The following is a 22,094-nucleotide window of genomic DNA, read 5'->3' as shown; positions in this document are numbered from 1 at the left end:
GACAGATTCCGATTGCGAATTTCGTGGTCGCAGAGTATAGATTACGCAAGGGAACGGCTGGGGGTGTTCCCGGGGAGAGCAGTCGATCACCGTCTGGGGACGCGTGAAACGAGCCGTAGTGCTCGTTTTACAGCTTGACGGTTGCGATTTGCAAAAAAAACGTTATTAATGCGCGGTCGCAGGTTCTGCGTCCAAGTGCCCATCGGCAGGGGAGAAACCGTGGGGCTTATCCCAAAAAGCCAGTCGCCTCTTATCGGCGTCGATATCAGCTCGACTGCAGTAAAGCTGTTGCAGTTATCCCGCAGCGGCAATCGTTTCCGCGTGGAACATTACGCCGTGGAACCACTTCCGCCGAATGCGGTGGTGGAAAAGAACATCGTGGAGGTCGAAGCGGTCGGGGAGGCCATTCGACGCGCCGTGAACCGCTCTGGAACCAAGGCACGGCATGCCGCCGCGGCCGTGGCCGGCTCGGCCGTGATCACCAAGCTGATCCCGATGCCCGCCGATCTGGACGAGAACGACATGGAAGCCCAGGTCGAGCTCGAAGCGGTCAACTACATCCCGTACCCGATCGAGGAAGTGAACCTCGATTTCGAAGTGCTGGGTGCGATTCCGAACAACCCGGAAATGGTCCAGGTGCTGTTGGCCGCTTCGCGTTCAGAGAACGTCGAGCTGCGCCAGTCGGCGCTGGAACTGGGCGGGCTGGTGGCACGGGTCATGGACGTGGAGGCCTTCGCGGTCGAGAACGCCTTTGCCCTGGTCGCCAGCGAGCTGCCGGTGGCCAGTGATGGCGTGGTCGCGCTGGTGGACATCGGCGCCACCATGACCACCCTGAACGTCCTGCGCGGTGGCCGCAGCCTGTACAGCCGCGAGCAGGTATTTGGCGGCAAGCAGCTGACCGACGAAGTGATGCGCCGGTATGGGCTGACCTACGAAGAGGCCGGGCTGGCCAAGCGCCAGGGCGGGTTGCCGGAAAGCTATGAGATGGAAGTGCTGGAGCCGTTCAAGGAAGCCACGGTCCAGCAGATCAGCCGTCTGTTGCAGTTCTTCTATGCAGGCAGCGAGTTCAACCGGGTCGATCACATCGTGCTCGCCGGCGGTTGCGCGGCCCTGACCGGCCTTCCGGATATGGTGGAAGAGCAGCTGGGCGTGGCCACCGTGGTGGCCAACCCGCTGGCACAGATGACGCTCGGCCCGAAGGTGCAGGCACACGCCCTGGCCCAGGATGCCCCGGCGCTGATGATCGCCACCGGTCTGGCGCTGAGGAGCTTTGACTGATGGCGCGCATCAATTTATTGCCCTGGCGCGCCGAACGGCGCAAGCAACGCCAGCGCGACTTCTACGCCATGCTCGGTGCCGCCGCCATCGGTGGGTTGCTGCTCTCGCTGTTGATCTGGTTCTACTACGACCGTCAGGTCAGCGGGCAGAGCGATCGCAACACCTTCCTGCAGGCCGAGATCGAGAAGGTCAAGGAGCAGAACAAGGAAATCGAACGCCTGGACCGCCAGAAGGACCGCCTGCTGGCGCGCAAGGCCGTGATCGAGGAACTGCAGGCCAAGCGCTCGCAGATGGTGCACCTGTTCGATGCGCTGGTCCGGACCATCCCCGACGGGGTGGTGCTGACCACGCTCAAGCAGGAGGGCGACGTGCTCACCCTGGAAGGCCGCACCCAGTCCAATGCCCGTGTCAGTGCCTACATGCGCAACCTGGAAAGCTCGGGCTGGATGACCAATCCGGAGCTGTCGATCATCGAGGCCAAGGCGCCGGAGCGTGACAAGGCCGGTGCCGCCAGCAGCCCGGTGGCGGACATCAAGTCGCTGCCGTACATGTTCGTGGTCAAGGTGAATCTGCCGGCCCAGAGCAGCGTTACCGAGCTGGCCGCCGATGGCAGCGTGATCGAGCCGACCGCCGATCCGGCACCGCCGGGCGCTACCCCGGTTCCGCCGGTGGCCCCGTTGTCGCCGGCCCCGGCGCCCAACGCACCGGCCTCGCCTGATGCCGCTGATCCGGCCCCGCCGGCCGGCAACAGCCGCATCGTGCCGCCCACGCCCTCCGCGCAACCTGCCCAACCGGCGGCGCCGGCCCCGGCCCAGAAGGGGGCCGCCGCATGAGCCAGAAGATCAACCTCAAAGAGCTGGACTTCAACAACATCGGCAATTGGCCGCAGAAGGCCAAGGTCGTGTTCTGCGCGCTGTTGGCGCTGTTCATCGTGATCATGGCCTGGTTCCTGCTGATCAGCGGCAAGCGCGATGAGCTGGCGTCGCTGGAAAGCACCGAGACCCAGCTGCGCACCGAGTTCGAAAAGGAACAGGGCCGCGCGGTCAATCTGGAGCCGCTCAAGCAGCAGCTGACCCAGATGGAACAGGTGCTGCAGCAGATGCTGCGCCAGCTGCCCAGCAAGACCGAGATGCCCGATCTGATCATCGACATCTCCCAGACCGCGTTGTCCAGTGGCCTGTCCAACGAGTTGTTCCAGCCCGGTGCGGAGCAGCCCAAGGAGTTTTACGCTGAAAAGCCGATCGCCCTGCGCATGGTGGGCAGTTACCACCAGTTCGGCGCGTTCGTCAGTGGTGTGGCCTCGTTGCCGCGCGTGGTCATCCTGACCATGCACGACATCAACCTGAAGCCGAAGGATCCCAAGACCGGCATCACCGCCCGCAGCGGTGCGCTGGAGTTGTCCGGAACGGTCAAGACCTACCGTTACCTGGATGATGTGGAGATGGAAGCCCAGGAGAAGGCCGCCGCCGAGAAAGAAAAGGCTGCGAAGGGAGGCCGGAAATGAGCCCTCTGACGTCGACCGCACGGGTAGGTGGTCTGTTGATGGTCGTGCTGCTGGCCGGCTGCGCACGCGGCGTGACCAGTACGCCCGGCGATGCACCGAACCTGGAGAAGTGGGTGGCCGACGTGCGTGCGCGTCCGGCGCCGCCGCTTGAGCCGCTGCCGGTGATGCAGCAGTTCGAGACGTTTGAATATTCCGCGCAGGGGATGCGCGACCCGTTCACCGACGCCTGGACCAATCCGCAAGGGGGATCGGGGCTGCGTCCGGATCCGAACCGCCGCAAGGAGCCGCTGGAAGATTTCCCGCTGGACAGCCTGGACATGGTGGGTTCGATCGGCCGTGGGGGCGGACTCGTCGTGCTGGTGATGGCACCGGACAAGGTCACCTATCGGGTGCGTCCGGGCGTCTATCTGGGGCAGAGCGACGGGCGGGTGACCGGGGTCTTCGAGGACCGGATTGAGCTGATTGAACTGGTGCCGGATGGCGCGGGTGGCTGGCTGGAACGGCCGGCAACGCTCGCGCTTGAAGATCAATGAATGATTATGGGGATAGCACGATGACCTTTTCCAACGCCATGCGGCTGCGTTCCGTCCGGCGCCAGAAGTTGCTCCACCTGTGCGCGCTGGGAGTCGCGCTCATGGTGGCCAACGGCACGCTGATGGCGGCCACGCCCAGCGGCGCAGTGCCCAAACCGGCGGCCACCACCGCGCCGGCGACCGCGCCGGCCTCGCTGTCGGTGTCCAAGATCGACTTCAAGCGCGGCGACGATGGCGCCGGCCGGCTGATCCTGCAGTTCGATGGCCAGGGCGCGAGCCCGGATCTGCGCAGCCAGGGCAACAGCGTCGTCATCGACGTCGGCAACGCGCGCCTGCCGGAAAACCTGCAGAAGTCGATCAACGTGACCGACTTCGCCACGCCCGTGCAGCGCATCGATCCCAAGCCGTATGGCGGCGGCACGCAGCTGGTGCTCAGCACCAACACCGCGTTCGAGTCGCTGGCCTACCAGAGCGGCAACGAATATGTGGTCGAGATCAGCCCGCGCCAGGCCGCCCCGGCGACCGGCGCGGTCACCGCCACCTCGGTCAGCCAGGCCGCGGCGGCCCTGGGCCAGCGCGGCTACAGCGGCAAGCCGGTCACCTTCAACTTCCAGGACGTGCCGGTACGCACCGTGCTGCAGCTGGTGGCGGAGGAATCCAACCTCAACGTGGTCGCCTCCGACAGCGTGCAGGGCAACGTGACCCTGCGCCTGATCAACGTGCCGTGGGACCAGGCGCTGGACATCGTGCTGCGGGCCAAGGGCCTGGACAAGCGCCGCGATGGCGGCGTGATCTGGGTGGCACCGCAGCCGGAACTGGCCAAGTTCGAGCAGGACAAGGAAGACGCGCGCATCGCGATCGAGAACCGCGAGGATCTGGTCACCGATTACGTGCAGATCAACTACCACAACGCCGGGGCGATCTTCAAAGCGCTGACCGAAGCCAAGGGCATCGGCGGCGGCAGCGGTGGCAGTGGTGGCAGCTCGCAGGAAGACAGCGGGTTCCTGTCCTCGCGCGGCCGTATCGTGGCCGACGAGCGCACCAACACCCTGATGATCAGCGACATTCCGAAGAAGATCGCGCGCATGCGTGAGCTGATCAGCGTGATCGACCGTCCGGTCGACCAGGTGCTGATCGAAAGCCGGATCGTGATCGCCACCGATACCTTCGCGCGTGAACTCGGCGCCAAGTTCGGCATCAGTGGCAGCCGCCAGGACGTGTTCTTCGGGGCCAACACCGATCAGAACCACAACAACATCAACGACCGCGGCACCAAGGACACCGAGTACCAGAAGGCGATCAACGAGTGGGTGGCCGGTGGCCGCACCGGCGCGATCCCGGTGCGTGGCGCGACCAAGTTCGCCGAAGGCCTGAACTGGAACCTGCCGGTGGCGGCGATCAACAACCCGGGTTCGCTGGCGCTGTCGATCCTCAATGCCGGTTATCTGCTGGATGTGGAGCTCTCGGCGATGCAGGCCGAATCGCGCGGCGAAGTCATCTCCAACCCGCGCGTGGTGACCACCAACCAGCGCGAAGCGGTGATCAAGCAGGGTAAGGAAATCGGCTACGTCACCATCAGCGGTGGTGGTGCGGCCGGCGCCGCGGCCCAGCCCAATGTCCAGTTCAAGGAAGTGGTGCTGGAGCTGAAGGTCACCCCGACCATCACCAACGACAACCGTGTGTTCCTCAACATGGCGGTCAAGAAGGATGAAGTGGAGAGCTACATCCTGCTGGCAGGCTACGGCCAGGTCCCGACCATCAACCGCCGCGAAGTGAACACCGCGGTGCTGGTGGACGACGGCCAGACCGTGGTGATCGGTGGCGTGTACGAGTTCACCGACCGCACCAGCATCAACAAGGTGCCGTTCCTGGGCGACGTGCCGTTCCTGGGCAATCTGTTCAAGAAGCGCAGCCGCAACAAGGACAAGGCCGAACTGCTGGTGTTCGTGACCCCGAAGGTGCTGCGCGTGGCCAAGGCCAATCCGGCCGTCAACTGAGCCGCACCGCTGCTGCAATGACGAAAGGGCCGCCACGTGCGGCCCTTTCTGCGTTCAGCCAATCTTGATGTTGTAACCGGCGCTGTCCTGCCATCATGGCGATGGAACCTCTGCCCACCGTGGAGGTCACATGGATGCCATGAATCTGCCGCCCCCCATGCCCGATACCCCCACGCCCGCTCCGGTGGAGCACGACCGCCTGCACGAGGCCTTCCGCGCGCTGCGTGACGGCCTGTCCTCCGAGATCGTCGGCCAGAGCGCGCTCGTCGAGCGCCTGCTGACCGCATTGCTGGCCGATGGCCACCTGCTGGTCGAGGGCGCCCCCGGCCTGGCCAAGACCACCGCGATCCGTGCGCTGGCCGCCCGGCTCGATGCGGATTTCTCACGCGTGCAGTTCACCCCGGACCTGCTCCCGGCCGATCTGACCGGTACCGAGATCTGGCGCCCGCAGGAAGGTCGCTTTGAATTCGTGCCCGGTCCGATCTTCCATCCGATCCTGCTTGCCGACGAAATCAACCGTGCCCCGGCCAAAGTGCAGTCCGCGCTGCTTGAAGCGATGGGCGAGCGCCAGGTGACCGTCGGCCGCCATACCTATCCGCTGCCGTCGCTGTTCCTGGTGATGGCCACGCAGAACCCGATCGAGCAGGAGGGCACCTTCCCGCTGCCCGAAGCCCAGCTCGACCGCTTCCTGATGCATGTAAGGATCGGTTATCCGGATTCGGAGGCGGAAACCGAAATCCTGCGCCTGGCCCGCGAGCGTGCGCGCGAAGCGCTGTCCACCCCGGCCGCCGCGCCGGCCCGCATGCCGTTGAGCGATGTGTTCGCCGCTCGCAAGGCGGTGCTGTCGCTGCATGTCGCGCCCGCGCTGGAGCGCTATCTCATCGAGATCGTGCTGGCCTCGCGCGATGCCGCGCGTTACGACCCGGCGCTGGCCCGGCGCATCGCCTGGGGCGCGAGCCCCCGTGGCTCCATCGCGCTGGAGCGCTGTGCACGCGCCCGGGCCTGGCTGGCCGGCCGCGACTTCGTCACCCCGGAAGATGTGCGCAACGTCGCGCCCGACGTGCTGCGGCACCGCGTGCTGCCCAGCTATGAAGCCACCGCCGAAGGCTGGGATGGCGAGCGTCTGGTCGCCGAGCTGCTGGCCCGCGTGCCGGCGCCCTGAGCGCGATGGATACGCCCGTGCATACGGCTACGCCGCTGGAAGGTGATGGCCTGCGGCCGAGCCTGGCCGAGCTGGTGGCGCTGCGCCGCAGTGCGCACCGTGCGCCGCCGGCACGGCGTGGCCGGCTGGGTCACGCCGGCAGTGCGCCGTCGCCCGCGCGCGGGCGTGGGATGGAATACGCCGAGTCCCGCGACTATGTGCCGGGCGATGACGCGCGGCATATCGACTGGCGCGTCACCGCGCGTACCGGGCGTGCGCATACCAAACTTTTTCAGGCCGAGCGCGAACGCTTGACGCTGCTGGTCGCCGACACCGATCCGGTGCTGTATTTCGGCACCCGGGTCCGCTTCAAATCCGTGCAGGCCGCGCGCGTCGGTGCGGTGGCGGCGTGGCTGGCGCAGCGCCAGGGTGACCGCCTGGCTGCGGTGCGTGGCAGCACCCAGGAGCCGCCGATCGCACCGGCCGGGGGCACCCGCGGTGTATTGCGCGTGCTTGACGCCCTGACCCGCTGGTATGCCGAGCCGCCTGCCGAAGACGCCGGCCTGGATCGCGCGCTGGAGCAGGCGGCACGTCTGCTGCGCCCCGGTGCCCGGGTGGTGGTGCTGGCCGATCCGGCGCGCGCCGCCACGATCAGCAGTGCACGCTGGGCCGCGTTGGCCATGCACCACGAGGTGGTGGTGATGCTGCTGGTCGATCCGCTGGAGCTGGCACCGCCGGCCGATGCGCTGCCGTTCCTTTCGCAGGGGCGCCGCGTGCTGCTGGATCTGCGCAGCGCCGCGGTGCGTGAGCACTGGCGCGCACGCTTCGTTGCGCCCCTGGAAGCGCTGCAGAGCCGCTTGGCGGCCCGCCGCATCCAGGTGCATGTGGTGGCCACCGACGATGCCAGCGACAGCTGGCTCAGCCCCTTGCCGACGGCGGTGGTGGCATGAGCGCCGCCGCCTCGCTGCCGCTGCGCGATGTGCAGCTGCCGCCGTCACCGCCTTGGTGGCCGCCCGCGCCGGGCTGGTGGCTGGTGTTCGGCGCGATCGTGCTGGTGGTGGCGGGAATCTGGGTCTGGTACTGGCGCCGGCGGCGTGCGCGCCAGCGCTGGCTGGATCTGTTCGATGCACAGGTCGCCCAGGCCGGTTCGCCGGTGCGGGAGGTGGCGGCGATCGCCGAGCTGTTGCGCCGCGCGGCACGTCAGTACCAGCCCGGGGCGGAACGTCTGCAGGGCAACGCGTGGCTGGCGTTCCTGGATGAGAAGAACAGCCGGGCGTTTTCCGAGGGCGATGGTGCGCTGCTGCTCGATGGTGGCTATCGACCGAGCGTGGATGCCGAGGCGGTGCAGCGGCTGCGCGTGCTGGCCCGCCGCCGCTATCTGTCGCTGCTGACGGAGCGCGGCCGATGATCGCGATGACAGTGCCCACGTGGTTGAGCTGGGTGGACAGCCTGGCGTGGCCGTGGATGTTGTGGGCGCTGCCCTTGCCGATCCTGATGCGCTGGTGGCCCTCGCGGCCCGGTGAAGGTGCCGCGTTGCGGGTGCCGTATGCGGCCGATCAGCTGCAGTCGCTCGGGGCTGCCTCGGGCGGTGCCGGGCCACGACTGGGGCGCGCGCTGCTGTGGCTGGCGTGGGCCTGCCTGTGCGTGGCCGCCGCGCGACCGCAGCAGCTGGGCGAAGCGGTGACGCCGCCACAGCAGGGCCGGCAGATGATGCTTGCGGTGGACGTCTCCGGCAGCATGAGCGAAGCGGACATGATGCTTGGCAATCAGGTGGTCGAGCGGCTGACCGCGGCCAAGGCCGTGCTCGCCGATTTCCTCGACCGCCGTGTGGGTGATCGTGTCGGCCTGCTCATCTTCGGTGAGCGTGCCTATACGCTGACCCCGTTGACGGCCGACCTCACCAGCGTGCGTGACCAGCTGCGCGACAGCGTGGTCGGCCTGGCCGGGCGCGAGACCGCGATCGGCGATGCGATCGCGCTGGCAGTCAAACGCCTGCGCGAACAGCCGGAAGGGCAGCGCGTGCTGATCCTGCTCACCGACGGGGTCAGCAATGCCGGCGTGCTTGAACCGCTGCGCGCGGCCGAGCTGGCCCAGGCCGAAGGTGTGCGCGTCTATACGGTGGCCTTCGGCGGCGACGGGGGCATCAGCCTGTTTGGCGTGCAGATCGCCCCCGGCGAAGACCCGGTCGACGAAGCGACTCTGAACAAGATTGCCGAGCTCACCGGCGGGCGCTCGTTCCGTGCGCGCAATACCGATGAGCTGGCCGGCATCTATGCCGAGCTGGAACGGCTGGAGCCGGTCAAATCGGCCGGCCCGGCGGTGCGGCCGCGGATCGAACGCTACGCCCCGCCGCTGGCACTGGCGTTGCTGCTGGCCGGCTTGGCGTGGCTGTTGCCGAGGCGCTGGACATGAGCGCGAGCTGGAACGCCCTGCATTTTGTCCGCCCCGATGCCTTGTGGGCGCTGCTCGTGCTGCCGCTGCTGGTGGCGATCTGGTGGCTGCGTCGCCATCGCGCCAATGTCTGGCGCCAGACGGTGGATGCACATCTGCTGCGCCATCTCCTGGTCGGCCGCGACCGTCGTGCCTGGGGCGGGTTGATCCTGCTGTTGCTCGGCACGGCGATCGCCATCGTGGCGCTGGCCGGTCCTTCGTGGCGACAGATCGCGCAGCCGCTGTGGCAGACGCCGTCGCCGCTGGTGGTTGCGCTGGATCTCTCTTCGCGGGTGACCGCGACCGATCTGCCACCGTCGCGTCTGCTGCAGGCGCGCGCCAAGCTGGCCACGCTGCTGCGCGAGCGCCAGGGCGGCGAAGTCGCGCTGCTTGTGTACGCCGACGACGCGTATACCGTGGCCCCGCTGACCGACGACATGGCCAATGTCGCGCTGTATCTGGATGCGCTGGCACCGGAGGTGATGCCGCGCGATGGCCAGCGTGCCGACCGTGCGCTGGAGACGGCGGTGAAGCTGCTGCAGCAATCCGGCGCACGCGGTGGCGACATTCTCCTGCTGACCGATCGCGCCGATGCGGATGCCGAACAGGCCGCTGCCTCGGCACGCGCGCAGGGCTTCGTGGTCTCCGTGCTCGGGCTGGGTACGCCGCAGGGCGCGGCCTACCGCAACGGCGAGGGTCAGATCGTGCCGGCGCGCTTGGAGGAGGGCACGCTGCGGGGTGTCGCCAGCCGTGGCGGCGGCCGCTATGCGCGTATCGCCTCCGATGACAAGGATCTCGCGGCGCTCGACGTATTGACCCCGCGGGTCAGTGCCGATGACAGCCGCGAAGGGCAGGGCCGCACGTGGCGCGATGAAGGGTTCTGGCTGTTGCCACCGCTGATGCTGCTGGCCCTGTTCGCCTTCCGGCGGCGCGGCGCGTTGGCGGTGCTGGTGATGATGGCGGCGCTGCCGATGGCGCTGCCGACGACGGCCCACGCCGCCGAGGGAACGTGGTGGCAACGCGCCGACCAGATCGATCAGCAACGCCTGTCCACCGGCGTGGATGCCTACCGCAAGGGCGACTTCAAGGCGGCGCAGCAGCAGTTCGAGGGCATCGATACCGATGCCGGCTGGTACAACCTGGGCAACGCGCTGGCGAAACAGGGCCAGTACGATGCCGCCCTCGAGGCCTACGACCGTGCGCTGAAACAGCATCCGGGCATGGCCGATGCGGTCGCCAACCGCGCCGCCGTCGATGCCGCCCGCAAGCGCAGGCCGCCACAGAACAACGATCAGAACAACGATCAGAAGGACGGAAAAAAGCCGCCCTCCGACCAGCCCGATCCCAGCAAGAACCCGGGTCAAGGCAAGGATGGGGACGCGTCGCTGCCGCAGGACAAGGGCGAACAGGGGCAGTCACCGCCGTCCGCATCCGCTGATGCAAAGGATGGCCAACCCAAGGGCGGCAAGTCGCCGCAGGCCGCCGACAGCCAGGCGCAGGCCGAGGCTGACGCGGCCCAGCGCGAGCGCATGCAGCAGGCGATGCAGCACCAGGGGCAGAACGACGGCAACGACAAGGCGCAGGGCCAGGTCAGCGGCACCCCGCAGCAGCGCGAGCAGCAGCAGGCGGTCGAGGCCTGGATGCGGCGGGTACCGGATGACCCCGGCAGCCTGCTGCGGGCCAAGTTCCAGCTGGAAAACGAACGCAGGAAACGGGAAGGGCGATGACACATTCCACGATACAGCGCTGGTTGCGCGCAGGGCTTGCCCTGCTGCTGTGCGCGAGCATGGCCGCGCACGCGCAGACCCGCGCCTGGCTCGACCGCGAGCAGATCACCGACAGCGATACCGTCACCCTCAACATCGAATCCGATGCGGGCGGCGGCGCGCCGGATTATGGCCCGCTGCGGACCGACTTCGATCTCAGCAGCCAGACCAGCAGCCGCCAGGTGCAGTGGAGCAATGGCGCGATGACCGCGCGCGCGCTGTATGCCGTCGCGCTCAGCCCGAAGCGCACCGGCACCCTGCAGATAGCTGCCCTGCAGGTGGGCAGCAGCCGCACCCAGCCGCTGACCCTGCAGGTCGGCGCCAGCAGCGCGTCCGCGCCCGCGGCGGCCAGTGGTGATGCTGCGGCCTTCCTCGAAACCGAGGTCGACGATCCCACGCCCTATGTGCAGCAGAGTGTCGGCGTGGTGGTGCGCCTGTTCTACGCCGCGCAACTGCTCAGTGGCGAACTGGTGCTCGATACACCGGCCGGCGCCTCGCTGCAGCGGGTGGGCGATGACCGCACCCTGGTGCGCGAGGTCAATGGGCGCCGCTACAACGTGGTGGAACGGCGCTTCCTGCTGATTCCCGAGCGCAGCGGGCCGCTGGTGCTGCCGGCGGCACAGTTCAACGGGCGCAGCGCGGGCGGCTTCTTCAATGACATGTTCGGCGGCGATGGCCGCCTGCGTGCCGCATCGGCCGAGCGCACGCTGCAGGTCCAGGCGCAACCCGCCTCTGCACCGCAACCGTGGCTGCCGCTGCACGGGCTGCGCCTGCGCTACACCGCAGCGCCCACCACCGGCCGTGCCGGTGAGGCGGCCACGATCGTGGTGGAGGCCGTGGCCGAGGGCGCGACCAAGGCGCAGTTCCCTGAACTGCCTGTGCCCGATGTCGGCCCCGGCGCGCAGGTGTTTGCCGAGCCGCCGCAGTTCGATGAAACCTTCAACGGCACCACCCCGCAGCTCAAGCTGACCCGGCGGTTTGCGATCGTGCCGCGTCAGGCCGGGCCGATGACCGTGCCGGGGCTGCGCATGGCGTGGTGGGATGTGGCGGCCGGGCAGCCGCGCAATGCCAGCCTGCCGGACCTGCAGCTGGACATCGCCGCCGGTGTGGCCGGCAGTACCGCGCCGGCGCTGCCGGTGGACACCACCTCGGCGCTGCCGGGCGAACCGGCGGCGGCCTCCACCGATCTGCAGCTGGCGCCGGCGCAGGGCGCACCGCGGCCGTGGGGCTGGATCGCACTGTCGGCGGGCCTGGCCGTGCTGTGGCTGCTGACCCTGCTCTGGGGCTGGCGCCGTCGCGGTCGTCGTGTCGCCGTGCGCGATGCCGAAGCGGGCGTGCCCGTCGCTTCGTCCGGAAGCCCGTACACACGTGCCGACCTGCGCCGGGCGATGGAAGCCGGCGGCCTGGACGAGATCATCGCCGTGCTGGCTGGCATGGGCGGTGTGCAGACCTTCGAGCAGGTGCTGGAGCGCCTCGACAACGCACAACAGCGCGAGACGTTGATCCAGATGCAGGCGGTCCGCTGGGGCGGGCAGGGCGGTGATGTGGGCCAGGCAAGGCAGGCGCTGCGGCGCGCCTTTCATGACGGACCGCACTGGCGGGCCCGTGCGGGCACGCAGAACAATGGCCTCGCGCCGTTGTACCCATCCGCGCATTCATAAAAAGGCGTGTCGGTCAGGGCGGCCGGCTTTGCTAAGCTGATTTCATTTTTTCGAGGAACGCCGCTCCATGACTGAGGCCGCAACGACCCGGCAGAAACTGCCTTTGCACTGGAAAATGGGCATTGGCTTCATCATCGGCCTGGTCCTCGGGCTGACCGTCCATGCCCTCGGTGGCAGCATCGACGGCCTGCATACCGGTGCCAAGTGGGTGATGGATTACATCACCACCCCGGCCTCGGGCCTGTTCCTCAATCTGATCTTCATGCTGATCGTGCCGCTGATCTTCTCGGCGCTGATCATGGGCGTGTCGGAGATGGGCGACATCCGCGCCCTTGGCCGCATCGGCTGGAAGACGCTGGCGTACACCATCGTGCTGTCCGGCATCGCCGTGGGCATCGGCCTGGTGCTGGTCAACGTGCTCAAGCCCGGCGTGGGCGTGGACCCGGTCGTGGCCGCGCAGATGCTGGCCGAGAACGCCGAACGCAGCAAGGAAATCGTCGCCGGTATCCATGGCACGCCGAAGGGCATGGACATGCTGCTGTCGATCGTGCCGGGCAACGTGGTCGAGGCGGCCTCCAGCAACAGCGCGATCCTGTCGCTGATGTTCTTCGCGCTGATGTTCGGCATCGGCATGGTGCTTTCGCCTGAAGAGAAGGTGGCCCCGCTGCGTCGTGCCATCGAAGGCATCTTCGAAGTCTCGATGACGCTGATCAATCTGGTCATCCGCCTGGCCCCGTACGCGGTGGCCTGCTTCATGTTCAACCTGGCCGCCCTGTTCGGCTTCGAGCTGATCATCCGCCTGGGCGCCTACGTGGGCGTGGTGGTGCTGGCGCTGGGCCTGCACATGGTGGTGACCTACGGCGTGGCCGTGTGGCTCTCCGGGCGCTCGCCGCTGGCGTTCTTCCGCGACACCCAGGAGGCCACCGTGATGGCCTTCTCCACCGCCTCCAGCAACGCCACCCTGCCGACCGCGCTGCGCGTGGCCGACCAGATGGGCCTGCCGCAGAAGGTCTCGCGCTTCGTGCTGACCGTGGGCGCCACCGCCAACCAGAACGGCACCGCACTGTTCGAGGGCGTGACGGTCATCTTCCTGGCGCAGTTCTTCGGCGTGGACCTGAGCATCGGCCAGCAGTTCATGGTCATGGCCGTCTGCATCCTGGGCGGCATCGGCACCGCCGGCGTGCCCTCCGGCTCGCTGCCGGTGGTGGCGATGATCTGCGCCATGGTCGGCGTGAACCCGCTGGGCATCGGCCTGATCCTGGGCGTGAACCACTTCCTGGACATGTGCCGTACCGCGCTGAACGTCACCGGCGATCTGGCCCTGACCACCCTGGTGGCCAAGGGCGAGGTGGACGATGGTCCGGTCGTGGCCGCGGTGGCCCCGGCCCCGGCACCCGCCCCGCGCGACTAAGCCCGCGCAGGCCTGCAGGTTCCCGACGCCCCGCCTTGTGCGGGGCGTTGTCGTTAAGGGCCTGGCCTGTCTCCGGCCTGACCCCGCCGATCACCTGTGGGACAATGGGCTGCCCGCAGCTCCGCGGGAGCCTCCCGACTCCGACAGAACCATGACGCAGCCTACCCGCCGCCAGTTGGCCAATGCCATCCGCTTCCTTGCCGCTGATGCGGTCGAAACCGCCAAGTCCGGTCACCCCGGCATGCCGATGGGCATGGCCGACATCGCCGAAGTGCTCTGGAACGACTATCTCCGTCACAACCCGAAGAATCCCAAGTGGTTCAACCGCGACCGCTTCGTGCTGTCCAACGGCCACGGCTCGATGCTGCAGTACGCGCTGCTGCACCTGAGCGGCTACGACCTGCCGATCGAGCAGCTCAAGCAGTTCCGCCAGCTGGGCAGCAAGACCGCCGGCCACCCGGAGCACCATGAAACCCCCGGCGTGGAGACGACCACCGGTCCGCTGGGTCAGGGTCTGGCCAACGCCGTGGGCTTCGCCCTGGCCGAGAAGCTGCTGGCACAGCGCTACAACCGCCCGGAACACGAGATCGTCGACCACCGCACCTGGGTGTTCCTGGGCGATGGCTGCCTGATGGAAGGCATCTCGCATGAAGCCGCCTCGCTGGCCGGCACCTGGGGCCTGTCCAAGCTGGTCTGCTTCTGGGACGACAACCACATCTCCATCGACGGCAACACCGATGGCTGGTTCACCGACAACACCCCCGAGCGTTTCGAAGCCTATGGCTGGAACGTGGTGCGCGGCGTCGATGGCCACGATCCGGACAGCATCAAGGCCGCCATCGACAGCGCGCTGTCGCAGTTCGACAAGCCGACCCTGATCTGCTGCCGCACCACGATCGGCTTCGGTTCACCGAACAAGGCCGGCAAGGAATCCAGCCACGGCGCCCCGCTGGGCAAGGATGAGCTGGAAGCGACCCGCAAGCAGCTGGGCTGGCCGTACGGCCCGTTCGAGATTCCGGAAGAAATCTACGCCGGCTGGCGTGCCGGCGGTACCGGCACCCTGCGCCAGGCCGAGTGGGAACAGCAGTTCGACAAGTACGCCGCGCAGTTCCCGGCCGAAGCCGATGAGCTGATCCGTCGTTCGCACGGCGAGCTGCCGGCCGATTTCATCGCCAAGGCCGATGCCTACATCGCCCAGGTCCAGGCCGATGGCCAGACCATCGCCTCGCGCAAGGCCTCGCAGCTGGCGATCGAAGCGTTCGCGCCGCTGCTGCCGGAACTGGTGGGCGGTTCGGCTGATCTGGCGCACTCCAACCTGACCCTGTGGAAGGCCAGCAAGTCGGTCGCCACCGATGACCCGAACGCCAACTACGTGTACTACGGCGTGCGCGAGTTCGGCATGACCGCGATCGCCAACGGCCTGGCCCTGCATGGCGGGTTCATTCCGTTCGACGCCACCTTCCTGGTGTTCAGCGATTACGCCCGCAACGGCGTGCGCATGAGCGCGCTGATCCCGGCCCACGCGATCCACGTGTACACGCACGATTCGATTGGCCTCGGCGAAGACGGCCCGACCCACCAGCCGGTGGAACATCTGGCCTCGCTGCGCTATATCCCGAACAACGATGTGTGGCGCCCGTGCGATGCGGTCGAATCGGCGGTCAGCTGGAAGGCCGCGATCACCCGCAAGGACGGCCCGAGCTGCCTGGTGTTCAGCCGCCAGAACCTGCCGCACCAGCCGCGCAGCACCGAGCAGGTCGCACAGATCGCGCGCGGTGGGTATGTGCTGGCTGATGCGGAAGGTGGCGTGCCGGACGTGATCCTGATCGGCACCGGTTCGGAAGTGGGCCTGGCCGTGACCGCCAAGGCGGAACTGGATGCCGCCGGCATCAAGACCCGCGTGGTGTCGATGCCGTCGACCGATGTCTTCGAGCGTCAGGACGCGGCGTACCGTGAGTCGGTGCTGCCCAACGCCGTGCGCAACCGCGTGGCCGTGGAAGCCGGTGTCACCGGTTTCTGGCGCCAGTACGTGGGCCTGGACGGTGCGGTGGTGGGTATCGATACCTTCGGTGCGTCGGCCCCGGCGGAGGCGCTGTACAAGCACTTCGGCATTACGGCCGAGCACGTCGTGGCTGCGGCCAAGGCGCAGCAGGCGAACTGATGGTGGCGCCGGGCGCTGCCCGGTAGCTGCAACGCGAAAGGCCGGGGATCTCCCCGGCCTTTTCGCGTGTTGAAGGGCAAACACCACGCCCTCCTTCACGCATGGCGCGGATCTACACATCACCCGGCCGCAGTGCGCGCCAACCCCAGCCGCAGCAACCGCGCCTCGATGCGTTCGCCGAACGTCGTCGGCGCATCCAGCCCCATCCGCTGCAGATAGGCCTGATCGCCATCGCCGGCGGGTTGCGTCACCGCTGACAGCACCGTGCGCAGCTTGGCCATCGGTGTCTGGGTGTTCTGCTTGAGCCAGCCCAAAGCTTTGACGAGATGCTGCTCGACCTCGGTGAAATCACTGCCCAGCGGATAGTCCGGCAGCAGGCCGGACTGGCGGAACGGTGCCAGCGCGGCGCTGACGGCGGCGGCCGTGTTGCGCTGCCCATCACCGGCCGCGGTGAAACCAGTCGCCAGCTTCTTCGAGGCCTTCGCCTTGTCCAGCAACGCGGCCTGGAACTGTGCATCGGTGATCGCCGCCATGGCGATCACGCAGTCCTCGTCGGTCATGTTGCGCAGGTCGGCGATGCCGTACTCGTTGATGTACAGATCGCGCAGATGCCGTGGGATCGTGGCGTGCCCGTAGTTCCAGCGCACGTTGGAGTGCAGGACGCCCTTGTCCTCGCGGGTGGCGCGGAAGATGAGCGCGCTGCGTGCGCCGGGCAGGGCATGCGCCATCGCCACGAAGTTGTACTGGCCGCCCACGCCGGAGACCACGCGGCCGTCTTCCAGCGCATCGGAGACGGCGGCGCCGAGCGCGGTGGCCATCATGCAGGAGTTGAAGAAACGCGCATCGCGGCGCTGCATCCGCTCCAGCGTTTCATCGCCGCCGTAGAGCTGGTTGATCTCACTGATGCGGCGCATGCCGATCGCGCTGCGCTCGTCATCAGGCAGGTCGCGCAGCCACTGGTAGAACTCCGGCGAGCCCAGGTAGAACGCGCCGTGCAGGTACTCGCCCTCGGCCTCGAGCGTGGCGTAGTCGGTGGTCCAGGCGGTGCCGTTCTCGATCCGCTGCAACAAGGCCAGATCGTCATGCACCTTGCGCCGGATCACCCCGGTCTGGACCAGCCGGCGGAAGCCTTCGTTGAGCATTTCGCTGCAGCCATACAGGCCGATCTCGAACGGCTCCAGGCCACCGCATTCCAGCACGGTCGGGTGGTTGGCCAGACCGGGATCCAGCGCCTGCAGAATCTGGCGGTAACGCGCATTGTCGGTATGCCGCAGCACCAGCGCATGGCTGAGCGCATCGGCCAGCGTGCCGATGCCGATCTGCAGCGTGCCGCCATCGCGCACCAGCGTGCTGGCGTACAGGCCGATCGCGTAGTCGGCATCGCTGACCGGTTGGCGGGGCAGGCCGAACAGCGCCGGGTAGGGCCCCGGCGGCGTGATCACCAGATCGAAGAACGACACATCCACCGTGGCCGAGCCGGCCAGATAGGGCAGCTGCGGATCGATCTCGGCGATCATCAGCGGGCGTGGCAGCCCGCGCGCGACCATCGCATCCAGTGTGTCCTGGGTGATGTCGTTGTTGCACGACAGCGACAGGCGCCGATCATTCGCGCGCATCGCCACTTTCTGCACGATTGCATGCGGCGCGCGCTGCGCCACCGCATCGGCGGCGTGCGTGTAGTTCAGGCTGGTGTAGCTGCGCTGGGCCTGCGAGGAATTCAACAATGCGCCGGACTGCATGTAGAACTCTTCCACCTGCACATGCGACGGCAGCTGGTCGCGCACCATTGCATCGGCGTAGGCCAGCCGCGGGAAGTCCTCCCCGAAATGACGCTCGGCGAACGGCTTCATGAAGCGTGCTTCCAGCCCGGCACCGCCGGGCGGCGGGTTCAGTGACAGCGCGGTATACAGCTGCAGCGGCCGCGAGGCGTCGTTTTCCACACGGGCATACAGGGCGTTGAGCAGCCGGTGCGGCTTGCCCAGGGCGAGTGGGGCGCCAATGCGCAGGGGGCCATCGACCCGCTGCAGCAGCCAGTCGACGGCGGCGTCCAGGTCGGTCAGGTGTTCGGTCATGCGGCGCTATCCTGCGAAATCATGCGGGTCATTACAGCATTTCCGGTTTGAACAGACGGCGACGCGAGACTTCATCGAATGTTCGGTAGCGTCTCATCGAGGGCTCCGTGGGGCATGCGCCGATGCTGGCAGCGGCTGCATGAACCGGCCGTCGAAGGGTTGACACCGGTGCTGATTACGGGCGTAATCGAATCGTCGATTACGGATGTAAATGATGAGCCAGATCAGTGAAGCCGAAGCCGTGGTGATGGAGGTGCTGTGGCGCAGCCACCCGCTGGGCGCCGACGAGGTGGTCGCCGCGCTGGCCAGCCGGGACTGGGCCGAGCCCACCATCAAGACCCTGCTCAACCGGCTGCTGACCAAGGGCGCGATCAGCGCCGGCCGTGAGGGGCGCCGGTATCTGTACTCGCCGGTGCTGCAGCGCCAGGCCTGGGTGGCCGAGCAGAGCGAAGGCTTCCTGGGCCGTGTCTTCGACGGCCGCATCGCGCCACTGGTGGCGCATTTCAGCCAGCGCGGCGAGCTCAGCGCGCAGGACATCGCCGAACTGAAGCAGCTGATCCAGGCGCTGGACCATGACTGAGCTGCTCGATGGACTGCTGCAGGCCAGCGTATGGCTGTCGGTGGCGACGCTGGTAGTGGCCGCCGCCAGGCCCCTGCTGCTGCGCCTGGGGGGCGCAGCGCTGGCCTACCGCAGCTGGTGGTTGCTGCCGCTGATGCTGATTGTCCCGTACCTGCCGGTGCCGCCGCTGACGATCACCGAGACCGCCCCGGTGATGGCCATGGCCTCGGCCCTGCGCGCGCCGGCCGTGCCCACCGACGCCTCGCAGTGGCCGCTGCTGCTGTTGACGGTGTGGTTGCTGGGCGCGGTGGCGATGGCTGGCATCAGTTGGCGCGCGCAGCGCCGCTTCGAGCATGCCCTGGGCGCGCTGCAGCCGCGCACGGATGGCAGCTGGCAGGCCAGTGGCGACCCGGGCCTGCCGGCGCTGGTTGGCCTGTGGTGGCCGCGGATCGTGGTGGGCCCGGACTTCGAGCAGCGCTTCAGCCCCGCCGAGCAGGACCTGATCCTGCGTCACGAACAGAGCCATCGCCGCCATGGCGATCCCTGGGCGAACGCCGCGCTGGCCGCGCTGCGGTGCGTGTTCTGGTTCCACCCGTTGCTGCCGTGGGCGGCGCGCCGCTTCCTGCGTGACCAGGAACTGGCCTGCGACGCGCGCACGGTCGATCCGCATCCGGCCCTGCGCCGGCTCTACGCCAACGCGCTGCTCAAGGCGCAGTTGGTCCACCCGGTTGCACCGATGGCCTGCCACTGGCGCAGCCAACCGATGTTGAAGGAGCGTATTGCCATGTTGAAGGAACACAAGCGGAAGGCATTGCCGTGGATGACCGGCCAGGTGCTGGTGGTCGGGCTGTGTGTCGGGCTCTGCACGGTGGCCTGGGCCAGCCAGGGCGGCGCGGGTGCCGAGCCGGCGCAGGCCAAAGCGGCAACGAGCGATGCGGGCGCGCAGGCCCGTGACCTGACGCCGCCGACGTATCCCAAGGCGGCGTTCGATCAGGGCATTTCCGGCAGCGTGATGTTGCGCGTGGAGGTCGATGCGGCTGGCAAGCCGGGCGATGTCCGGGTACTCAGTTCGACACCGGCCGGCGTGTTCGACGAAGCCTCGATCGCTGCAGCCAAGCAATGGACGTTCGAACCGGCGCGCCGGAATGGACAGGCCGTTGCCTCGGCGTTGAAGATTCCGATGACATTCGAACTCGATGCATCGGACCCGACGCTGTGAAGCGGGGGCCGCTGGCCGTGGTCCTGGCGATGCTGGTGGCCGGCTGTGCCAGTCACCCCTCGTCGACCACGGTGGACACGCGTGCCGAGAACGTGGATCACCAGCGTCTGGATCCGAACGTCGGCGCTCAGGGGAGCGGAAAGGTGGAGACGTATCAGCTGGGGCCGACCGAAGGTTACCGGATGCCGCAGCTCAATGCGGGGCCGGACCCGGCTGTCGGTGATCGCGATCCGCGCCGCGCGCTGGCACCGACGACGGTGTGCCTGCAACTGGTGATCGATGCGGAAGGCAAGGTCGAACGCAGTCTGCCAGTGATCGATCGCAGTGACTGTGCCGCCGGCAATGCGCCGGAGAACGCGCCCCTCATGCAGGCTGCCCAGGAAGCGGTGGCGATGTGGCGCTTTGTGCCCGCGGCCGTCTGTCATTTCACTCCGCAGCGCGTGCCGACGGATCGGGGCAACTGCGAGGGCGCCGAGCGCATCGAACCGGTGCCGGTAAGTCTGCTGTACGGCTTCACGTTCGAGATCGTGAAAGGGCAACACGTGGTGCGCCGGCAAGGACGCTGAACAGGTAAGGCGTAGTGTGCCAACCGGGCAACAGGGGGGGGGGCGGCCAGCGCCGGCGCTACCTTTCCGGACCGCCCTGGATGTTGGCCTTGACCGAGGGCTGCATCAGCTTCGGCTCGGGCAGAGTGGCATCACGGGCTTGGCGGGTGGCGACAAAGTCCGCCTCGCTGATGCCATCGCGCAGGTGGATGTTGTGCGCGCGCTGCGCGCCGATCGTGGTCTGATTGGCGACCTCGCGGCCCCCTGGGCCGTAGTCATGACAGATGAACACACGGGTCGCATCGGGCAATGCCAACATCCGTTGGATCGAGCGGTACAGCTGCGCCGCGTCACCGCCCGGGAAGTCGCAGCGAGCGGTGCCGCCGTCGGGCATGAACAGCGAGTCGCCGGTGAACAGCGCATCGCCGATGCGATAGGCGACGCTGTCGCTGGTGTGCCCCGGCACTGCGATCACTTCGGCGTCGATATCACCGAGGGTGAAGCGCTCGCCGTCAGCGAACAGATGGTCGAACTGCGAGCCATCGGTCGGCACATCCAGCGCGTAGCGTGGCGCGAAGGTGCGCTGCACCTGCACGATGCCCTGGCCCATCGCCAGCGTCGCATCCGGCCACTGGGATTTCAGCCAGCGCCCGGCGCTGACATGGTCGGCGTGGGCATGGGTGTCCAGCAGCCAGCGCACCTGCAGGCCGTGCCCGCGCACATGCGCAAGCAACGGCTGCAGCGGCCCGGCGCCGAGTGCATCGGTGTCCGGGTCGTAATCCAGCACGGGGTCGATCACCGCCGCCTGCAACGTCGCCGGGTCATGCACCACGTAGCTGAAGGTGTGGCTGTCCGGGTGGAAGAAACTGGCGACGTGCGGTGACATGGTGCAGACCTCAGCGTTTGCCCAGGGTGTCGTTGAGCAGCACGGCCAAGCGTTCACCGGCCACGCGCAGCTCGCGCTCGGCGACCGGGCGGTAGGTCGCCGCATAGCTGGGGCCCAGCGTACGCTTGTCCGGGTAAACGCCAGGTGCAATGGCGATCCGGCAGCTGGCTTCGGCCCACTGCGCGGCGTCGACAGTGATATTGGAGCGCTTGCCGAATGCGGGCTTGGGCAGGGCGAGGAGGCGCTTGAGGTACTGGTCGTCATCCAGCGTCTGCTCGTTCAGCATGCCGCTGTCCCACAGCGAGTGCAGGTTGGTACCGCGGTTGTTGAACTGCACCTGGAAATCGTTGCCACCCTTGTCGTGGCCGTAGCCGGCATGCATCGGCTGGTGGATGTCGCCGGCGAAATGCACGACGAACTTCAGCGCCTGCGCGCGCTCTGCATCGGACTTGCTGCGGTCGCCGAGAATCGCGGTCTGTACCTTCAGCGCCTCGACCACGCAGTTGCCGTTCTTGCAGTGCTTCTGCACTTCATAGTGGCAATCGTCTTCGCCGATGTTGACGTAATGCCAGCCGGCCGAGCGCTTGCCCAGGTCCGGATCCTTGGCGCGCAGCTGATCGGCCCAAGGGGCGATGGCGTGCAGTGTCGGGTCCGGCTCGGCGGCGAGCAGACGGTCAACCTCGGCTTGGGTCTGCGGGGTCAGCCGGGTCTCGGCGATCCGCGCCACCAGGCGGTGGCCCTGTGCGCCCCAGGCCAGGGCATCGGTGGAAACGAAGGTGAGGGCCAGCGCGAGGGCGGTGGCCGGGAGCAGGGAAGGCATTTTCATCCGCGGCATTCTAGCGGGCCGGCCGCGCGCGGGCTTGCCGGGATCTGGCCGGCTGCAGCGTCCGGCGGCTTGCGCTAGGCTCGCCGGGTCCCCGCATCGGGCGGA

19 protein-coding genes are annotated in these 22,094 nt (G+C 67.7%); 16 read left to right on the top strand and 3 right to left on the bottom strand.

The annotated features are described in order from the left end of the window. Window positions 1–219 precede the first annotated feature (219 nt). The 13 genes from AC06E9_RS03370 to tkt all read left to right on the top strand — a co-directional run bounded on the left by AC06E9_RS03370 (window position 220) and on the right by tkt (window position 15,882). Window positions 220–1,278: a pilus assembly protein PilM gene (locus tag AC06E9_RS03370; protein ID WP_019183880.1), complete on the top strand. Its 1,059-nt coding sequence runs from the start codon at window positions 220–222 to the stop codon at window positions 1,276–1,278. Continuing rightward, window positions 1,278–2,111, top strand: a complete 834-nt coding sequence (locus AC06E9_RS03365) for a PilN domain-containing protein (RefSeq protein WP_121039424.1) — start codon at window positions 1,278–1,280, stop codon at window positions 2,109–2,111. The genes AC06E9_RS03370 and AC06E9_RS03365 overlap by 1 nt, the downstream gene beginning before the upstream one ends. Further along, window positions 2,108–2,782, top strand: coding sequence for a type IV pilus inner membrane component PilO (locus AC06E9_RS03360; RefSeq protein WP_121039421.1), 675 nt, complete (start codon window positions 2,108–2,110; stop codon window positions 2,780–2,782). The genes AC06E9_RS03365 and AC06E9_RS03360 overlap by 4 nt, the downstream gene beginning before the upstream one ends. A 38-nt stretch (window positions 2,783–2,820) precedes the next feature. Next, window positions 2,821–3,315, top strand: a complete 495-nt coding sequence (locus tag AC06E9_RS03355; protein WP_226956626.1) for a pilus assembly protein PilP — start codon at window positions 2,821–2,823, stop codon at window positions 3,313–3,315. A 20-nt stretch (window positions 3,316–3,335) separates the two neighbouring features. Further along, window positions 3,336–5,312 (top strand): type IV pilus secretin PilQ, encoded by a 1,977-nt coding sequence (locus AC06E9_RS03350; protein ID WP_461770223.1) that lies wholly within the window; start codon window positions 3,336–3,338, stop codon window positions 5,310–5,312. A 139-nt stretch (window positions 5,313–5,451) separates the two neighbouring features. Continuing rightward, window positions 5,452–6,474 (top strand): AAA family ATPase, encoded by a 1,023-nt coding sequence (locus tag AC06E9_RS03345; protein ID WP_121041204.1) that lies wholly within the window; start codon window positions 5,452–5,454, stop codon window positions 6,472–6,474. Between the two features lie 5 nt (window positions 6,475–6,479). After that, window positions 6,480–7,403 (top strand): DUF58 domain-containing protein, encoded by a 924-nt coding sequence (locus AC06E9_RS03340; protein ID WP_478055474.1) that lies wholly within the window; start codon window positions 6,480–6,482, stop codon window positions 7,401–7,403. Next, window positions 7,400–7,861, top strand: coding sequence for a DUF4381 domain-containing protein (locus tag AC06E9_RS03335; RefSeq protein ID WP_121039409.1), 462 nt, complete (start codon window positions 7,400–7,402; stop codon window positions 7,859–7,861). The genes AC06E9_RS03340 and AC06E9_RS03335 overlap by 4 nt, the downstream gene beginning before the upstream one ends. 5 nt (window positions 7,862–7,866) lie before the next feature. Continuing rightward, window positions 7,867–8,865: a vWA domain-containing protein gene (locus AC06E9_RS03330; protein WP_121041202.1), complete on the top strand. Its 999-nt coding sequence runs from the start codon at window positions 7,867–7,869 to the stop codon at window positions 8,863–8,865. Then, a complete protein-coding gene (locus AC06E9_RS03325; protein ID WP_478055473.1) occupies window positions 8,862–10,610 on the top strand; it encodes a VWA domain-containing protein in 1,749 nt (582 codons plus the stop codon). Before AC06E9_RS03330 ends, AC06E9_RS03325 begins: the two co-directional genes overlap by 4 nt. Beyond that, window positions 10,607–12,310, top strand: a complete 1,704-nt coding sequence (locus AC06E9_RS03320; RefSeq protein WP_478055472.1) for a BatD family protein — start codon at window positions 10,607–10,609, stop codon at window positions 12,308–12,310. Before AC06E9_RS03325 ends, AC06E9_RS03320 begins: the two co-directional genes overlap by 4 nt. 67 nt (window positions 12,311–12,377) lie before the next feature. Continuing rightward, a complete protein-coding gene (locus AC06E9_RS03315) occupies window positions 12,378–13,721 on the top strand; it encodes a dicarboxylate/amino acid:cation symporter (protein WP_152152534.1) in 1,344 nt (447 codons plus the stop codon). A gap of 151 nt (window positions 13,722–13,872) precedes the next feature. Further along, window positions 13,873–15,882 carry a transketolase gene (tkt, locus tag AC06E9_RS03310; protein WP_478055471.1) on the top strand — a complete coding sequence of 670 codons (2,010 nt, stop codon included), beginning with the start codon at window positions 13,873–13,875 and terminating at the stop codon, window positions 15,880–15,882. 119 nt (window positions 15,883–16,001) lie between these two features. On the opposite strand, the gene AC06E9_RS03305 is transcribed toward tkt, so the two are convergent. Further along, window positions 16,002–17,954 carry an acetyl-CoA hydrolase/transferase C-terminal domain-containing protein gene (locus AC06E9_RS03305; protein ID WP_478055470.1) on the bottom strand — a complete coding sequence of 651 codons (1,953 nt, stop codon included), beginning with the start codon at window positions 17,952–17,954 and terminating at the stop codon, window positions 16,002–16,004. 214 nt (window positions 17,955–18,168) lie between these two features. Here AC06E9_RS03305 and AC06E9_RS03300 point away from each other — a divergent pair, with 214 nt between their 5' ends. From AC06E9_RS03300 to AC06E9_RS03290, 3 genes are read left to right on the top strand one after another with little or no spacing between them, the layout of a single operon-like run. Further along, window positions 18,169–18,534, top strand: coding sequence for a BlaI/MecI/CopY family transcriptional regulator (locus tag AC06E9_RS03300; RefSeq protein WP_121039391.1), 366 nt, complete (start codon window positions 18,169–18,171; stop codon window positions 18,532–18,534). Then, window positions 18,527–19,732, top strand: a complete 1,206-nt coding sequence (locus AC06E9_RS03295) for a M56 family metallopeptidase (RefSeq protein ID WP_478055469.1) — start codon at window positions 18,527–18,529, stop codon at window positions 19,730–19,732. Before AC06E9_RS03300 ends, AC06E9_RS03295 begins: the two co-directional genes overlap by 8 nt. Then, window positions 19,729–20,298, top strand: coding sequence for a hypothetical protein (locus AC06E9_RS03290; protein WP_121039385.1), 570 nt, complete (start codon window positions 19,729–19,731; stop codon window positions 20,296–20,298). The genes AC06E9_RS03295 and AC06E9_RS03290 overlap by 4 nt, the downstream gene beginning before the upstream one ends. 58 nt (window positions 20,299–20,356) lie before the next feature. Here the strand turns inward: AC06E9_RS03290 and AC06E9_RS03285 are convergent, their stop codons facing one another. Continuing rightward, entirely contained in the window at window positions 20,357–21,163 is an 807-nt protein-coding gene (locus tag AC06E9_RS03285; protein WP_478055468.1) for an MBL fold metallo-hydrolase, read from the bottom strand. Window positions 21,164–21,173: 10 nt separating this feature from the next. Further along, window positions 21,174–21,989, bottom strand: a complete 816-nt coding sequence (locus AC06E9_RS03280; RefSeq protein WP_282259022.1) for a S1/P1 nuclease — start codon at window positions 21,987–21,989, stop codon at window positions 21,174–21,176. Window positions 21,990–22,094: the final 105 nt, after the last annotated feature.

This window comes from Stenotrophomonas sp. Steno-Z10-BAI, assembly GCF_056393115.1.
Note: the sequence above shows the minus strand (reverse complement) of the source record. Positions and strands in the feature narration are given on the sequence as shown.

Bases quoted from the DNA above. Each gene is read 5' to 3' on its own strand.
- AC06E9_RS03300 (WP_121039391.1), top strand. From the start codon at position 18,169: ATGAGCCAGATCAGTGAAGCCGAAGCCGTGGTGATGGAGGTGCTGTGG.
- AC06E9_RS03365 (WP_121039424.1), top strand. From the start codon at position 1,278: ATGGCGCGCATCAATTTATTGCCCTGGCGCGCCGAACGGCGCAAGCAA.
- AC06E9_RS03285 (WP_478055468.1), bottom strand. From the start codon at position 21,163: ATGTCACCGCACGTCGCCAGTTTCTTCCACCCGGACAGCCACACCTTC.
- tkt (WP_478055471.1), top strand. From the start codon at position 13,873: ATGACGCAGCCTACCCGCCGCCAGTTGGCCAATGCCATCCGCTTCCTT.
- AC06E9_RS03305 (WP_478055470.1), bottom strand. From the start codon at position 17,954: ATGACCGAACACCTGACCGACCTGGACGCCGCCGTCGACTGGCTGCTG.
- AC06E9_RS03295 (WP_478055469.1), top strand. From the start codon at position 18,527: ATGACTGAGCTGCTCGATGGACTGCTGCAGGCCAGCGTATGGCTGTCG.
- AC06E9_RS03335 (WP_121039409.1), top strand. From the start codon at position 7,400: ATGAGCGCCGCCGCCTCGCTGCCGCTGCGCGATGTGCAGCTGCCGCCG.
- AC06E9_RS03330 (WP_121041202.1), top strand. From the start codon at position 7,867: ATGACAGTGCCCACGTGGTTGAGCTGGGTGGACAGCCTGGCGTGGCCG.
- AC06E9_RS03320 (WP_478055472.1), top strand. From the start codon at position 10,607: ATGACACATTCCACGATACAGCGCTGGTTGCGCGCAGGGCTTGCCCTG.
- AC06E9_RS03315 (WP_152152534.1), top strand. From the start codon at position 12,378: ATGACTGAGGCCGCAACGACCCGGCAGAAACTGCCTTTGCACTGGAAA.
- AC06E9_RS03280 (WP_282259022.1), bottom strand. From the start codon at position 21,989: ATGAAAATGCCTTCCCTGCTCCCGGCCACCGCCCTCGCGCTGGCCCTC.
- AC06E9_RS03325 (WP_478055473.1), top strand. From the start codon at position 8,862: ATGAGCGCGAGCTGGAACGCCCTGCATTTTGTCCGCCCCGATGCCTTG.
- AC06E9_RS03355 (WP_226956626.1), top strand. From the start codon at position 2,821: ATGGTCGTGCTGCTGGCCGGCTGCGCACGCGGCGTGACCAGTACGCCC.
- AC06E9_RS03360 (WP_121039421.1), top strand. From the start codon at position 2,108: ATGAGCCAGAAGATCAACCTCAAAGAGCTGGACTTCAACAACATCGGC.
- AC06E9_RS03340 (WP_478055474.1), top strand. From the start codon at position 6,480: ATGGATACGCCCGTGCATACGGCTACGCCGCTGGAAGGTGATGGCCTG.
- AC06E9_RS03345 (WP_121041204.1), top strand. From the start codon at position 5,452: ATGAATCTGCCGCCCCCCATGCCCGATACCCCCACGCCCGCTCCGGTG.
- AC06E9_RS03350 (WP_461770223.1), top strand. From the start codon at position 3,336: ATGACCTTTTCCAACGCCATGCGGCTGCGTTCCGTCCGGCGCCAGAAG.